Below are 16,187 nucleotides of genomic sequence, written 5' to 3' on the forward strand. Positions count from 1 at the left end.
AGCAACAGCGTATGGAGGCCCCAAGTGGCAGGAATCCAACACGAAGAAGATGAGATCCTTGGGAAGGCATACGACGGGCGGCTAATGCGCCGCCTGAGCGTGTTCGTGCGGCCCTACTGGCGCAAGATCGCGGTGGTGATCGCGCTGCTGTTTGGCGCGGCCCTGGCCGAGCTGGCCCCGCCCTACCTAGTGAGCCGCGCGATCGACGGCCCGATCGCCCACGGCGACATCGCCGGGGTGACGCCGATCTTCGCGCTCTACGTGGGCGCGCTGCTCCTATCGTTCGCGTGCCGCTACGCCCAGACCTACATCATGCAGTCCACCGGCCAGCAGGTGATGGTGGACATCCGCATGACGATCTTTAGCCACATCCAGCGCATGAGCCTGTCGTTCTTCGACCGCAACCCGGTGGGCCGCCTGCTCACGCGGCTCACCAACGATGTAGATGCGCTGAATGAATTTATCTCGCAGGGCATGGTGGCGCTGCTGGGCGATGGCAGTCGCCTGATCTTCATTATCATCACCATGCTGCTGATCAACTGGCGGCTAGCGCTGATCAGCTTTGCGGTGCTGCCGTTTGTCATCATCGCCACGGTCTTTTTCCAGCGGGTGATGCGCTCGTCGTTCCGCCAGGTGCGCCAGCGGCTTGCCCGCATCAACGCCTACCTGAACGAGCAGATCACGGGCATCCTGGTCACCCAGCTGTTCAACCGCGAGGAGCTGAGCCGCATTCGCTTCGCGGAGCTGAGCCGCGACTACCGCGCCGCGCAGTACCGCTCGCTGATGGCGTTCTCGGTGTTTTTCCCCACCGTCAGCTTCCTGTCGATCTGCGCCAGCGCGCTGCTGCTGAACCTAGGCGGGCCGGTGGTGCTGGCCGGATTCGCCACGCTGGGCACGCTGGTGGCCTTCATCCAGTACACCGACCAGACCTTCGGGCCCATCCGCCAGATCGCCGAGAACTACAACACGCTGCAGAGCGCCATGGCCTCGTCCGAGCGGATCTTCCGCATCCTCGACACCGAGGAGGACGTGCGCGACGCCGAGCAGCCGCAGCACCTGGCCAAGCCGGTGCGCGGCGAGATCGCCTTCAACAACGTGTGGTTCAGCTACAACGCCGAGGGCGCGGCGGCGGCCCAGGGCGACCCCAGCGCACATGCCAATTGGGTGCTGCGCGGCCTGTCGTTCAGCATCCCGCCGGGGCAGTCGGTGGCGATCGTGGGGGCCACGGGCGCGGGCAAAACCTCGCTGGTGAGCCTGCTAGCGCGCTTCTACGACATTCAGCGCGGCAGCATTACGCTGGATGGCGTGAACATCCGCGACCTGCCCCAGCGCGAGCTGCGACGCCACATCTCGGCGGTGCCGCAAGATCCAGTGTGCTTCAGCGGCACGGTGGCATCCAACATCCGCCTGCACGACAGCAGCATCAGCGACGATCAGGTGTACCGCGCCGCCCAGGTCGCCAACGCCCACCCCTTCATCGAGCGCCTGCCCGGCGGCTACGAGTTCGAGGTGCGCGAGCGCGGCTCCAACCTCTCGGTGGGCCAGCGCCAGCTGCTGGCCTTCGCCCGCGCGATCGCCTTCAACCCCGAGGTGCTGCTCATCCTCGACGAGGCCACATCCAGCGTGGACACCGAGACCGAGTCGCTCATCCAGGAGGGGCTGGAGCGGCTGCTGCATGGCCGCACGTCGATCGTGATCGCCCACCGGCTCTCGACCATCCGCCACGTCGACCGCATCATCGTGCTGCACAAGGGCAAGATCGTGGAGGACGGCAGCCACGACGAGCTGCTGGCCCAGCAGGGCTACTACCACCGGCTCTACCAGCTGCAGTTCGCCGAGCAGGCCGCCCAGCGCGACCTCTCGCAGCGCGAGACGACCTAGCAAAAAGGCCCTCGCCGCTCATCCCAGAGCAGCGAGGGCCTTCCAGTACATCCTGACTAGGGCAGCGGAAACGAGACCTGAAGGCGACGCGCCGAGTGCGTGATCGGCTGCTCGATCGCGGCCAGCACCAGGATGGTCATGTCGTCGGTCGGCGCGTGGCGGTCCAGCTCCAGGGCACGCGCGAGGATCTGCTCGCACAGCGCCTCGGCGCCCAGCTGCCTTTCCACCGGCCAGCCCGCCAGAAAGTTGCCGATCTCGCCATCTTCCTCAAACCGCTCGCCCGCCTTCAGCAGGCCATCGGTGAAGACCACCACATACAGATCGGGCTTGATAGCAATATCGACGATCTGGGGCTTTGTCATGGGGTGGATGCCGATGGGCTGCGAGCTTTCGCCATAGGTGCGCACGCCATGCCGGTCGAGCACAAAGAACGGGGCGGGGTTGTTGCGCGACACCAGAATGCTGCTCGACTGAAAATCCACCGACACAATATTCAGCGTAGCCGCCTCCTGGCCCATGCGGTAGGTGTAGAGGTAGTCGTGGGCGGTGCGGGCCGCCACGCCGTCGCGCGCGCCATCTTTCAGCTGCGCCATCGCGCGTGTCACCACCAGGTTGCTCAGCGATTTCGCGCCGCGACCGCTGCCCTGCCCATCCACCAGCACAAACGAGAAGCCGCCGCCGGGCCGCTCGATCATCTCAAGCGTGTCGCCGCTCTCGGCCTGGCCATGGCGGGCCACCTTGGCAGCCGCGACCTGTAGTTCGATCATAGCGCATCCGCCTTATGAAAGTTCGCTCACAAGATCGTGAGGATTGTTAAAGAAAATGGCTGCGCAGCAGTGGAGACAGCCATAGGTATTGTATCACAGCGAAGCCGTACCAAAGCCTTAGAGAAGCGGATGATTACCGCCAAACGATAACAACAAAGCGACCTGATTGACACCGCTTCGCAATACAAACCATTGTACAAAAGCTCATACTATACTCGTTTAGATCAACAATAGTGTTTGTAGCGCAAAAAAGGCATCTTTGGCTCGGGCGGCGAGCGCGCTCGCCAAAGGCCGCACGCATCAACCATCCGCTGTTCCATGTCGTTCATAGCCACCCCAGCGCCGCTCGATAAGGACGCCCACCGTGAACCAGCCCGACCCGCTGCCAGTCCACATCCCCGATCGGCTCCGATCGCTGCTCGCCCTCGGCAACACCGAGCGCGCCGCCCAGATCGCCGCCGAATCGGCCCGCCTGCACGACGAGCTGCGCAGCCTGGCGGCCTATATCCCCGCGATCATCATCCAGCAGCAGCTGCGCGACCCAGCCCCAGGGCGCGTGCGCGGCGAGTACTGGGATGGCAGCGTGCTGTTTGCCGACCTGTCGGGCTTCACCGCGCTCTCCGAGCGGCTCAGCACGCTGGGCAAGCAGGGCGCCGAGGAGATCTCGGGGATCATCAACCAGCTGTTTGGCGCGCTGGTCGACGATATCCTGCGCTATGGCGGCACCGTGCTCAAGTTTGGCGGCGATGCGATCACCGCCTTCTTCGCCGAAGAGTCGCTGGGCCAGCAGCACGCCGCGCTGGCCACCAGCGCGGCCCTGGCGCTGCAGCAGCGCATGCAGAGCTTCGCGCAGACCGAGACGCGGGCGGGCACCTTCCGGCTCCAGCTGCGCATCGGGGTGCACAGCGGGCGCGTGTTCGCCGCCCAGGTGGGCGACGCCGAGCATATCGAGCTGGTCGTCACCGGGCGCAACATCAACCGCGTGGCGCTCGCGCAGGAGATCGCCGAGACCGGGGAGATCGTGATCTCCTCGGCCACCCACGCGCTGATCGAGGGCGCGCAGACCGAGGAGCGCCACGCCGGGTTCCGCCTGCTCACCGATTTCCCCCAGGCTACGCCGCCCGCCCAGGCCAGCCAGCCGATCTGGCAGCCCGGCCCACCATCATTTGCCCAGCTCTGCATGCTCGACGCCTACGCCGAGGCGCTGCGGCCCTACCTGCCGCGCCAGCTGCCCCACCGCTTCCTGGGCGACACCCCCGACGAGTCGGGCGAGTTCCGCCCCGTCACCGTGCTGTTCGCCAACTTCCTGCCCTTCAGCAGCGCCCTCGACATCCTGGGCGAGAACACCGCCACCGCCGCGCAGGTGCTCAACGCCTACTACCAGCGCGCCCAGTCGGTCGTCCACCGCTACGGCGGCATCGTGAACAAGGTGGACATGTACACCTACGGCGACAAGCTGATGGCCCTGTTTGGCGCCCCCAGCGCGCACGAGAATGACCCCGAGCTGGCGGTGCGCGCCGCGCTCGACCTGCAGGCCGAGCTTGAGCACACCAACGCCGAGATCCTGGCGCTGCTGCGGCCAGCCGCCAAGGGGCTGCTGGCGATCGACGAGCGCTTTCTCAAGCAGCGCATCGGCATCAACACCGGCGTGATGTTCGCCGGGCTGGTGGGCAGCCAGCAGCGCCGCGAGTACACCGTGATGGGCCAGCACGTCAACCTCGCGGCGCGGCTAATGTCGGCGGCGGAGGAGGGCAGCGTGGTGCTCTCGCCATCCACCCGCCGCGCCGTCGAGCGCCACATCGCGCTGCGCCCGCTGGAGCCGATCCGGCTCAAGGGCATCGCCGAGCCGGTGGCAGCAGCCCAGGCCATGCGCCCGCTCGACTTCAGCCAAGATCTGCCCACCGGCCTGGCCAGGGCCGGGCTGGTGGGGCGCGCCGCCGAGCGCGAGCAGCTGCTGGCGATCGCCCGGCGAGCGCTGGCGGGCCAGGGCAGCGTGGTGTCGATCACCGGCGAGGCCGGGATCGGCAAGTCGCGCCTGATCGAGGAGCTGCTGCGCCACATGGTGCTGCAGAGCGCCGACCCAACCCAGCCGATGCCGCCGTTCTTCCCCTACAGCGTGGAGTGCCAGAGCTACGAGCAGAACACGCCCTACGCGCTCATCCGCCAGATGCTGCGCCAGGTGCTCAATCTCGACTTCTTCGAGAGCCTAGGAGACACGCGCTCGATCGAGCGCCGCATCCGCGAGTTCGCCCCCGACCTCATCCGCTTCACGCCGCTCTTGTCCGACCTGACGGTGGCCCACATCGCCGACACCGAGCTGACGGCGGCGCTCAGCCCCGAGCAGCGCCGCGACCGCGCCCGCGAGCTAGCCGAGGCGATCTTTCTCAGCGCCGCACGCCAGCAGCCGATCGTGTTCATCCTGGATGACCTGCACTGGGCCGACGCATCATCGCTCGATCTGCTGGCCGGGCTGGTGCGCCACGCCGCCGACACGCCGCTGCTGATGCTGCTGAGCTACCGCCGCGACAGCGGCGCGGTCGACCGCTGGGCCAGCCTGCCAAACGCCAGCCACATCGCCATCGGCGAGCTGTCGCCCGAGCTGAGCGCCAGGCTGGTCGAGCAGCTGCTCGACAGCCCGCTGCCAGCCGACATCGCCCCGCTGATCGAGAAGACCCAGGGCAACCCCTTCTACATCGAGGAGGTGATGCACAGCCTGATCGAGTCGGGGCTGCTGGTGCGCAGCGCCGAGCGCGGCTGGCAGTTCACCATGCCGATCGATCAGGCCGCCATCCCCGACAGCATCGAGGGCGTGATCATCGCCCGCCTCGACCGGCTCGAAGAGCGCAGCCGCGAGATCCTGCAGGTGGCATCGGTGGTGGGGCGGCGCTTCCCCTACCAGGTGCTCAGCGGCGTGCTGCTAAAAACTGACGATGTGAAAGAGAAGCTGGGCAGGCTCACCGACGCCGACCTTATCCAGCTAGAGGAGATCGAGCGCGAGCTTTCGTACCTATTCAAGCACGCGCTCACCCGCGACGTGGCCTACGAGGCCATCCTCTACGCCCGCCGCCGCGACCTGCACCGCCGCGTGGCCCGCCAGATCGAGACGCTCTACCCCGAGCGCCTCGACGAGCAGCTGGGCGTGCTGGCCCACCACTACCTGCTGGCCGAGCAGTGGCCGCAGGCGTTCGAGTACCACATGCGGGCGGGCAGGCAGGCCCAGGCGCGCTACGCCAACCGCGAGGTGATCGCGTTCTTCGAGCGCGCCAGGCAGGTGGCCGAGAAGCTGCCCGCCAGCGCCGAGCTTGGCCACGCGCTGGTCGAGGTGCACGAGCGGCTCGGCTTTGTCTACGCCCTGACCGGCGAGTACGACGCCGCGCTCGGCCACTACCAGCACGCGCTCGACCTGCTGCACCAGCAGCCCGACGATATGGTCGGCGACGCCGTCGATGGCGTGATTCGGCTGCACCACCACATCGCCCGCATCTACGAGAAGCGCGCCGACTTCGAGACCGCATCGGGCTGGATCGAGCGAGCGCTGGTCTTCGACCCCCAGATCCAGAGCGTGGAGAGCATCCGCGGGCTGCTGCTGGGCGCGGGGCTGCACAAGCGCCAGGGCCGCTACTTCCAGTCGCTGGAATGGAGCGAGCGCGCGCTGCAGCTGGCCGATAGCGCCGGGCACCTGCGCGAGAAGGCCCAGGCGATGAAGGCGATCGGCAACATGCACCGCACGCTGGGCGACAACACCCAGGCGCTGCCGCTGCTCAACCAGTGCATCGCGCTCTACCAGCAGACATCCGACCTGATCGGCCTTGCCGATGCCCATAACGATCTGGCCAACACCCACTACGATCTGGGCCAGCTCGACCTGGCCGACACCCACTACCGCGCCGGGGCCGAGATCAAAGAGCGGATCGGCGATGTCTACGGGCAGGCCATGATCGCCAACAACCTGGGCGAGCTCTACCGCCTGCAGAACAAGCTCAACGAGGCCATCGAGTCGTACCAGCACAGCCTCCACAAGTTCGAGCAGCTCGGCTCGCTCCACGCTGTCGGGCTACTGCACATGAACCTGGGCGCGACCTACATGCTGCTCGACCAGCTCGACACCGCCGAGCAGCACTTCTTCCAGAGCACCGACCTGTTCGAGCGCGCCAACGCCGAGGATTTCCTGCCCGAGCTGGAGCGCTACCTCGCCGAGCTGCAGATGCGCCGGGGCGACACCCCCAGGGCGCTGCTGGCCGCCGAGCTGGCGCTGACCACCGCCATCCGCCTTGAGGCCCGCGCCGAGGAGGCGATCACCCGCCGCGTGCTCGCCTCCATCCACCTGCAGAACGGGCGATACGCCGAGGCCTGGGATGAGGTTTGCCAGAGCGCGCAGGCGCTGCGCAGCGCTGCCAACCCGCTCGAAGAGGTGCGCGCGCTGCTGCTGAAGGCGCGGATCGCCCCCTACCTTTCGTCCTATGATCATGGGCAGATAGCGATCGACGATGCGCACCGACTGCTGCAGAGTATCAGCGCCCCGCACGAGCAGCGCGAGATCGCCCAGATCGCCGAGCAGCACCGCTACACCCTGCCAGCGCCCACGGTACGTTAGGTAGCTGCGCCCCCCTCCACCCAGGCGACAAAAAAACAGCGTATTGCCGTTCTAACCCATAGCTGGCACCTGTTGGCATCAACGCAACCGGCGCTCATACCAAAGGAGCACTCTTGTGAATGTCGTATCCCCCACCCAGGCGCTCCATCGGGCGCGGCTCGTGCTGGCGCTGCTGGCGGCGGCGAGCCTCGCCCCCAGCGCCACCACCCATGCCCAGCCCGCTACTGTGGAGGTAGCCACCGAAAGCGAGCCTAACAATCTCACCAGCCAAGCCAACCCGCTCTCGCTCAGCAGCGGCAGTATCACCGTCAGCGGCACCATCGACGATGCCGCCGCGCCAGCAGGCGATGAGGGCGGCATCTACGGCGACTGGTATGTGATCACCAGCGATGTGCCGGGGGCTAGCATCAGCATCCGGCTCTCGCAGCTGCCCGCCGACTACGATGTGGCGCTGGTGGCCGACCCCACCACCGTGATCACGAACAGCGACGGCATCGACCTGAGCCAGATCGCCGACACCGGCAGGCTCGAATCCACCGGCAGGCTCGAATCCACCGGCAGACTTGAGTCCACCGGCAGGCTCGAATCGATCGGGCGGCTTGAGTCCACTGGCAGGCTTGAGTCGACCTCCACCAACACCGGCACCAGCGCCGAGAGCATCGACGCCTACCTGCCCACCGCAGGCAAACACTACATCCTGGTCTACAGCGCCACCGGCCAGACCAGCGACAGCCCCTACGAGCTGAGCGTAAGCCTCACACCGGGCGCGCTAGCTGTGCCCGCACAGAAGGCCACACCCGTCAACACCTTCACGGGCAGCCCCGACACCAGCATCAAGACGCTCTACCTCTACCACAGCCTGCGGATGCAGAATATCTATAACCCCTCGGGGGAGGACGCATCCGTCAGCTCCAACATCTCGGCGATTGTCGCGATACTGAACAGCTCGTCGAGCAAGCTGCTGTCGACGACCAATGTCAAGGGCATCGGTGTCGATCTGGCGGGGTACAACGCCCCGCTGTACTACAACGACGGCAACCTCTCCGCGCTCTACGATCAGTGGGATGGATCGAAGTTCCAGCCGCTCTACGCCAACGAGGTCGCAACCCAGATCTCGTATATTGTTAACCAGCTGATCAGCGATCTCTACCCCAATGTTGAAAATATCGTGCTGGTGGGCGGCGATGACATCATCCCGTTCTTCCGCGTGCCCGACGAGACCACCATCGCCAACGAGAGCGAGTACTACGGCCAGCTCAACGATGGCCAGTCGAGCTTCAGCCCCGACAGCACGCTGGGCGGAAGCCTGTTTTTCAACATGATCCAGACCGACAACTACTACGCCGATAGGCAGCCCACCCGCTGGCGCGGGCGCGCGCTCTACATGCCCGATCTGGCCGTCGGGCGGCTGGTCGAGCAGCCGAAAGACATCCGCAGCTACCTGGAGAGCTACGAGTACTCGCTCGACCCCGACCGCTTCTTCATCCGCGCCGACCGCGTAGATACCGACAGCGGCGGGGTGGTGCACCAGGGCGCGGCCTTCGTCACCGGCTACGATTTCCTGAGCGACCAGGCCACCCGCATCGCGATGCGCTTCAAGGCCTATGGCTTCAGCCCAACCACCAGCGCAACCCCGCCGCTCCACCCGCTGTCGGTGCTCAACGATGACACCTGGGACAGCGAGGATCTGGCCAAGGTGTGGTTCAGCGGTCGGCTCGCGCAGTTTGGCGACGGCTACACCGTGCAGAACAAGCACCACCTCACCTCGCTCAACGCCCACTTCACCCACTACGGCATTTTCCCGGCCCAGGGCGACACCATGCTGTACGCCGAGCGCATCTACACGCCCACAGCCGCCTACAGCACCACGCTGTTCTTCGGCGACCTGAATAAGACGCCCGGCAACCGCGCCTCGCCCACCAACTCCACATCGCTGATCTGGTCGATCGGCTGCCACTCGGGGCTGAGCGCCCCCGACGAGTACTTCTACGACCCGCAGTTCCAGGCCGATTTCCCGCAGGCCACGCTGAAGCAGGGCGGCAACTGGATCGGCAACACCGGCTTCGGCTATGGCGACAGCGATCTTGTGGCCTATAGCGAGAAGCTCTCGGACCTGTTCACCGTGATGATCGGGCGCAAAGTGCTCAACCAGATCGGGGCCTACCAGGGCGTGCCAATCGGCGCGGCGCTGGTGCGGGCGAAGCGGGCCTACCTGCAGGATGCCAGCGTCGGCAGCTTCAGCGTCTACGACGAAAAGGTGCTGCTGCAGTCCACCCTCTACGGCCTGCCCTTCATCCGCGTGCTGGTGCCCAACCCACAGGAGCCATCCCGCGACCAGATCGGCAGCTACGACGCCCCGGCGCGCCGGATCAGTGTCGACCCCAGCGCGCTGCCCGCCGTGTTTACCCGCACGATCACCTTCACCAACCAGTTCCTCACGCCCGACGGCAGCGCAGGCGAGGTGCCCGATGTGGTCAGCAAGGTCCGCGACAGCATCGCCCCAGGCGAGGAGATCACCGTCAAGGGTAGCCGCCAGATCATGCTGGGCAAGCCGGTGCTGCCGAGCCTGCCGTACGACATCACCCTGGTGTCCTCCAACGGCAGCCAGCGCTACCAGCCGCGCGGCGTGCGGGTAAAAAGCGCCATCACGCTGCCCGACCTGAGCCGTGTTGACCCGCATGTCACCACCATTGTGAGCGACACCATCCTGCCGCACCAGCAGGATGACCCCGATATGGCGCTGATCGGGTCGTGGCTGCCCGAGGTGCCCTTCACCCAGCAGAGCATCCACCAAGAGCTGGGCGGACTGGATGTGGTGACCAGCACGCTGCTGATCAACCCGGTCCAGTTCCGCGCCACCGACACCGAGCGTGGCTGGATGCGCCGCTTCGGGCAGATGGTGTTCGAGATCACCTACCTCGACCCAAGCGACCCCAACGGCCCGGCCCTGGAGAGCGACACCCTGCCGCCGCTGATCCGCAACGTGCAGTTTGGCACACTGCGCAGCCAGGCGCGCGCTGCGGGCGCGGTCAGCATCAGCGCGCAGGTGAGCGACAACACCGGCATCACCAGCGTGCAGGCGTTCTACACCGGCGATGGCAAAAACTGGCAGGTGCTCGCCCTCACCGACCCCGATGGCGACGGCACCTACGCCGGGCAGACCGGCGCGCTGCAGTTCAGCACCGATGTGGTGGCGATGGTGCAGGCCACCGATAGCGCGGGCAATATCATCGTGCAGACATCCAAGGGCACGCTGACGCCTGGATTCAACGACACCTACCTGCCGCTGATCTTCCGCTAGGCATCCTGACCGCATAGCAAAGGGGGCGCGGTGCAATACCGCGCCCCCTTTACTATTACCCCAAAATGGCTACGCTAGGCCGCCTGCTCGCGGCACAGCCCATACGGCAGGCAGAGCGGCACCCCCGTGCGCGTGTCGCTCACAATATCGGCCTCAATGCCAAACACGCGGCGCAGCAGATCGGGCGTGATCACCTCGCTGGGCGCGCCCGCCGCCACCACCGCGCCAGCGCGCACCGCCACAATATGCTGCGCATAGCGCGTGGCGTGGTTGAGATCGTGCACCACCATCACCACGGTGCGGCCCTCATCGCGATTCAGCCGCTCTAGCAGGTGCAGCACCTCAAGCTGGTGCGCCATATCTAGGTAGGTGGTCGGCTCATCGAGCAGCAGCAGCTCGGTCTCCTGGGCCAGGGTCATCGCGATCCAGGCGCGCTGGCGCTGCCCGCCCGAGAGCGCATCCACCGGGCGCGCGGCCAGATCCACCATGCCCGTGATCTCCAGCGCGCGCTCGACCGCCCGCTCATCCTCGGGCGACCACTGCTGGTACCAGTGCTGGTGCGGGTAGCGGCCCTGCGCCACCAGCTCGCGCACCAGCAGGCCCTCGGGCGCGACCGGGCTCTGCGGCAGAATGCCCATGATCTTGGCCAGATCGCGCGTGGCGATGCGGTGGATGTCCTTGCCATCCAGCAGCACCGAGCCGCCGCGCGGGGGCATCAGCCGCGCCAGGCCGCGCAGCAGGGTCGATTTCCCGCAGCCGTTCGGGCCGATCAGCGCCGTGATCTTGCCCGCCGGGATAGCCGCCGAAAGCTGGTGGATAATAGGCTGCCCATCGTAGGCCAGCGTCAGGTCTTGGGTCTCCAGCATGCTCATACCAACTCCATAGGGTCGCTCAGGCGCGAGCGCGATACAGCAGATAGATAAAGAACGGCGCGCCGATCGCGGCGGTGATCAGGCCGCAGGGCAGCTCGATGGGCGCGATGATCGTGCGACCCACGAGGTCGGCGGCCACCACGATCAGGCCGCCGAACAGCGCGGCGGTGGGCACCACGCCCTCGCCGCTCGGGCCAACCAGGCGGCGGGCGATGTGCGGCGCGATCAGGCCCACAAAGCCGATCGCGCCCGCCGCCGCCACGGTGGCACCGGCCAGCGCCACGGTGATCAGCAGCAGCAGGCCGCGCTGCATCACCACATGGCTGCCCAGGCCGCGCGCCACATCCTCGCCCAGCCCCAGCGCATTCAGGTGGCGCGAGAGCAGCAGCGCCAGCGGCACAAACACCACCAGCCAGGCGAACAGCGGCCAAAAATCATCCCAGGAGCGGGCGTAGACGCTGCCGGTGAGCCACACCATGGCCCGCTGGACATCGTTCACATTGCCAAAGGTGATCATGATCGTGGTCATCGCGCTCGTCACCGAGGTGAGGCCGATGCCCACCAGCACTAGCCGGATGGGCGAGTCGCCGCCGCGCCAGGCCAGCAGATAGATCAGCACCGCCACCACCAGCGCGCCAGCGAATGCGGCAAATGGCAGCACCGCCGGGGAGACCGCAGGGAACACCACGATCAGTGCCACCGCCACCAGGCTCGCGCCCGAGCTAATGCCCAGCATATCGGGCGACGCCAGCGGGTTGCGCGTCAGCCCCTGCATGATCGCGCCCGAGACCCCGAGCGCCATACCCACCAGCGCGGCCACCAGCATGCGCGGCAGCCGCAGCGTGTTCACGATAAAATCGTAGTCCTCGGGCGATCCGGGGATGTGCAGCACCGTGCGCACCACATCCAGCGGCGCGATCGGGTACTCGCCCACGCCAATGTTGATCACCATCAGCGCCAGCGTGGCCAGCAGCACCAGCGCCAGCACCGGCGGCAAACGCCGGTCGACCCGCAGCGAAAACGGTATGCGGCCAAGCCGCACCACAATCCAGGGCTGTTGCATTAGCGTTTCACCCGCCAGCGCACAAGGTAGATAAACACCGGCCCGCCGATGATCGCCGTGGCGATACCCACCGGCAGCTCGATCGGGCGGATGACCATGCGCGCCGCTATATCGGCGATTATCAGAAAGATGCCGCCACAGAGTATCGAGTAGGGCAGCACCCAGCGATAGTCGATGCCCACAAACATCCGCACCATATGCGGTATCACCAGCCCCACAAAGCCGATCGGCCCGGCCAAAGCCACCGAGCTGCCCGCCAGCAGCACCACCGCCACCGAGGCCAGCGCCTTCACCCAGCCGGTGCGCTGGCCCAGGCCGCGCGCCACATCATCGCCCAGCGAAAGCGCGGTGATCTGCCTGCCCAGCGCCAGCGCAATAACAAACCCTACCAGAAAGTAGGGCGCAAGGGTCGCAAGCATATTCAGATCGCGGCCCGCCACCGAGCCAGACAGCCAGAATCGCACCTCTTCCAAGGTCTGCTGGTTGAGGATCAGGAAGCCAGTGGTGAGCGAGGAGAGCAGCGCCGAGATAGAAGCCCCAGCGATTGTCAGCTTCAGCGGCGTAGCGCCGCCCCTGCCAAACGACCCGATGGTGTACACGCATACCGCCGACACCGCCGCCCCCACAAAGGCAAACAGCGCGTAGCTGCCCAGCGACGAGATATGCAGCAGGGTCACCCCGCTCACCACGCCCAGCGCCGCACCGGCCTCGATGCCCAGCAGGCCGGGATCGGCCAGCGGGTTGCGCGTCAGGCCCTGCATCATCGCGCCCGCCACGGCCAGCGCACCGCCCACACAGGCCGCCACCAGCGCGCGCGGGATGCGCAGGGTGCGGATGATCAGGTGGCTTGTCGAGTCGGGATTGAAGTGGAAGAGCGCCGCCCACACCGTGGCGAAGTCGATATCGGCGGCCCCAAACACGATGCTGGCAAGCATCGCCAGCACCAGCAGCCCAAGCCCCAATACCAATCCCATCGCCAGCAGCAGCCGAGGCTGGAGCTGGCCCGCCGCACGCCGTGGTGCTGTAAGTGTTGTCATAGCGTACCAGTAACTTTATGCGTACATGGGCAAATAGTAGTGATTAGCGTAGACTAATATCATCTATTTGTCAAGTTTATACTATCCAAATATGCAAAGAGCTAGACCGCTTCTAGCGCCTTGGAATAACAAAAACGCCTAGAGGAAAAATCCTCTAGGCGTAGGAGACGTGTGCTGGTTATAATCAGCCTAACCAGGTGCTAGAACGGCAGATCCTCGTCGCCCTCGATCGGCTGGGGCGCGTTGCGGGCGGCGGGCCGACCATTGCCGCTGGGCCGGGCGTTGCCGTTGCTGGCCCGGGCCGGCGCAGGCGCAGGCGCGGCGGCGCGGCGGCCTGCCGAGGGTGCCGGTGCAGCCATGTCATCTTCCATCGGGGCATCATAGTCGGGGACATTGGCGCTGCCCCCCTCTTGCTTGCTGGAAAGGATGATCATGTCGTTGGCGATCACCTCGGTGGTATAGCGATCCTGGCCGCTCTGATCCTGCCACTTGCGTGTCTGCAGGCGGCCCTCGATGTACACTCTGGTGCCTTTGGTTAGGTACTGGTTGCAGATCTCACCCAACTTATCCCAGGCCACCACGCGAAACCACTCGGTGTCATCGTGCTGAGATCCATCAGCCGACTTCCAAGTGCGACCCGATGCGACCCGAAACTGAGTTACGGCGCTACCCTGGTTGGTATAGCGCATCTCAGGATCTGCGCCAAGGCGACCTGTCAACATGACTTTGTTCAGATCCTTCGCCATGGCATTCCCTCCTCGTGTTTAATAGTACGATTTCGTCCCATGCAGCAGAGATACTCATATCTTGACATCGCACACCAACATACTCGAACCTCTGTGCGAATTATACCATCCCCCACGGCCATCGTCAAGACAAAATTCACCAGCAGATCGCACGATGCTGCGTCATACCGCGCAAGCACCTGACAAGTCGGCGTAGACAATTATTGCAAAATAGCATCGAAGATGCATCTTTTCTGCTAAACATTACAACTTCCCGACGCTCTTTGCCAGCACTTGATAAGCGCGTCAGGATACGCTAAGATACATGATATACGCAGCCCAAAATATCGCTGGGTGATCCATGCTGTCATGGTGTATATTCACCAAGAATCCGGTGCTTGGCCTGTAATATGCATCGCCGATTCTTATAGTGTAGACCGCTACCTTATACCGAAGGTCGCACAGCACCATCGTCCCATGCTAAACGGCCGCTATCGCACAACGTAGTCCTACGCCTTACTCTCGGCATAACGGGCCTCCATAGATATGCAAGGGCGCATATCGCCAATGCTGGCCCCACACAGGTTGCATATGTCAATTCGTATCAAACTTTTATTGGCCTTCCTAACTCAAATTCTTCTGCTCGGCTGTGTTGGTGTCATCATCTCACTACAGCTTTCCTCTGCGCAAAACCGGGTCGACGAGATCAAACATAATGCCATCCCCTCGCTGAGCCAGCTCAACGATCTGAGCGTCAATATCTCACGCTATCGCATCCTGCAGGCCATGCATATGGCCAGCACCAACGAAGATACGATGGTCGATGTTGAGAAAGAGATGCAGCAGACCGAGAAAAAGATCTCGGCCATGCTCGCCACCTATACCTCCTTTATCGTTGGCGAGGTCGAACAAAAAGACCTGAATCAGATCCAAAGGCGCTGGCCGCTGCTGGTCACACAAACCCAAAGATCATTTCTGCCCTACAGCCGCACCTACCAATATGAGCGCGCGCTCTCGGCCTACCGCGAGTCGCAGCCCAACTACGACATCATTCAAAACTCGATCAGCAAGCTGATCGCCGAGAAAAAAGTCCAAGGCCAGGCATCGGCCGATCAGGCCCAGAGCGCCACCAAGGTTGCCCTCAGCTCGCTCCTCCTCGTGCTGGCGCTGGGCTTTATCACCTCCATTGGGGTGGGGCTTATCATCACGCGCCTGATCACCAACAACCTCCATCGGGTGATGAAGGCGGCAGCGGCGGTGGAGCAGGGCGACCTCGATCAGCATGTGCCGGTGCAAGGCAAAGACGAGATCGGCCAGCTGGCCCGCAGCTTCAACGCGATGCTCAACGGGCTACAGCAAGCCCAGCAGGAGCGGCTCACCTACCAGGCCACGCTCGAGCAGCGCGTGGTCGAGCGCACCCGCGACCTAGAGAACACCATGGGCGAGCTAAAGGCATCGCTAGATGCGCGCAACGAGCTGGCCGCCACCGTGCGGGCGCTTTCTACCCCGATCATCCCGGTGCGCCGCGATGCCCTGGTGATGCCGCTGGTGGGCTTGCTCGACACCGAGCGCAGCGAGATGCTGATCACCACCCTGCTCAACACGGTTGAGCAGCAGCATGCCCGCGCCGTGATCATTGATGTCACCGGCGTGCCGCTGATCGATACGGCCACCGCGCAGTCGCTGCTGCAGGCCACTGCCATGCTGCGGCTGCTAGGTGCCCAGACCGTGCTGGTAGGCCTGCGCCCCGAACTAGCGCAGACGATTGTCTCGCTGGGAGTGGATCTTTCCAGCCTGCATGTGCAGGCCGATCTGGAGGCTGGTATCAACTCGCTCTCCACACTGCTCAGGCGCGATCGCGGCAGCCGCGCCGTGAAGCTCAGCGACACCATCCCGGTATAGGCAGGGCGCAAACAAGCCGAGGCCATCCCTCACGTAAAGGGATGG

The 16,187-nt window shown here is 64.9% G+C and carries 9 protein-coding genes; 3 read left to right on the forward strand and 6 right to left on the reverse strand.

Features of this window, described 5'->3' with window-relative positions; translation table 11 throughout:
* Positions 1-84: 84 nt before the first annotated feature.
* Complete coding sequence (locus tag F8S13_10510) at positions 85-1,881, forward strand: ABC transporter ATP-binding protein (GenBank protein ID KAB8143576.1); 1,797 nt, start codon at positions 85-87, stop codon at positions 1,879-1,881.
* Positions 1,882-1,937: 56 nt separating this feature from the next.
* On the opposite strand, the gene F8S13_10515 is transcribed toward F8S13_10510, so the two are convergent.
* Positions 1,938-2,648: a SpoIIE family protein phosphatase gene (locus tag F8S13_10515; GenBank protein ID KAB8143437.1), complete on the reverse strand. Its 711-nt coding sequence runs from the start codon at positions 2,646-2,648 to the stop codon at positions 1,938-1,940.
* A gap of 364 nt (positions 2,649-3,012) precedes the next feature.
* Here F8S13_10515 and F8S13_10520 point away from each other — a divergent pair, with 364 nt between their 5' ends.
* Positions 3,013-7,242: a tetratricopeptide repeat protein gene (locus F8S13_10520; GenBank protein ID KAB8143438.1), complete on the forward strand. Its 4,230-nt coding sequence runs from the start codon at positions 3,013-3,015 to the stop codon at positions 7,240-7,242.
* Positions 7,243-7,680: 438 nt separating this feature from the next.
* Here the strand turns inward: F8S13_10520 and F8S13_10525 are convergent, their stop codons facing one another.
* The 5 genes from F8S13_10525 to F8S13_10545 form a co-directional block, all read right to left on the reverse strand.
* The gene (locus F8S13_10525) at positions 7,681-7,902 is read right to left on the reverse strand and encodes a hypothetical protein (protein KAB8143577.1); all 222 of its coding nucleotides are present in this window, start codon (positions 7,900-7,902) and stop codon (positions 7,681-7,683) included.
* A 2,715-nt stretch (positions 7,903-10,617) separates the two neighbouring features.
* The gene (locus F8S13_10530; GenBank protein ID KAB8143439.1) at positions 10,618-11,415 is read right to left on the reverse strand and encodes an ABC transporter ATP-binding protein; all 798 of its coding nucleotides are present in this window, start codon (positions 11,413-11,415) and stop codon (positions 10,618-10,620) included.
* A gap of 19 nt (positions 11,416-11,434) precedes the next feature.
* On the reverse strand, positions 11,435-12,478 hold the full coding sequence (locus F8S13_10535; GenBank protein ID KAB8143440.1) for an iron ABC transporter permease: 1,044 nt from the start codon (positions 12,476-12,478) through the stop codon (positions 11,435-11,437).
* On the reverse strand, positions 12,478-13,515 hold the full coding sequence (locus F8S13_10540) for an iron ABC transporter permease (protein KAB8143441.1): 1,038 nt from the start codon (positions 13,513-13,515) through the stop codon (positions 12,478-12,480). The genes F8S13_10535 and F8S13_10540 overlap by 1 nt, the downstream gene beginning before the upstream one ends.
* 200 nt (positions 13,516-13,715) lie before the next feature.
* Positions 13,716-14,261, reverse strand: a complete 546-nt coding sequence (locus F8S13_10545) for a single-stranded DNA-binding protein (protein ID KAB8143442.1) — start codon at positions 14,259-14,261, stop codon at positions 13,716-13,718.
* A gap of 525 nt (positions 14,262-14,786) precedes the next feature.
* Here F8S13_10545 and F8S13_10550 point away from each other — a divergent pair.
* The gene (locus F8S13_10550; GenBank protein ID KAB8143443.1) at positions 14,787-16,142 is read left to right on the forward strand and encodes a HAMP domain-containing protein; all 1,356 of its coding nucleotides are present in this window, start codon (positions 14,787-14,789) and stop codon (positions 16,140-16,142) included.
* Positions 16,143-16,187: the final 45 nt, after the last annotated feature.

The organism is Chloroflexia bacterium SDU3-3 (genome assembly GCA_009268125.1).
GTDB lineage: Bacteria > Chloroflexota > Chloroflexia > Chloroflexales > Roseiflexaceae > SDU3-3.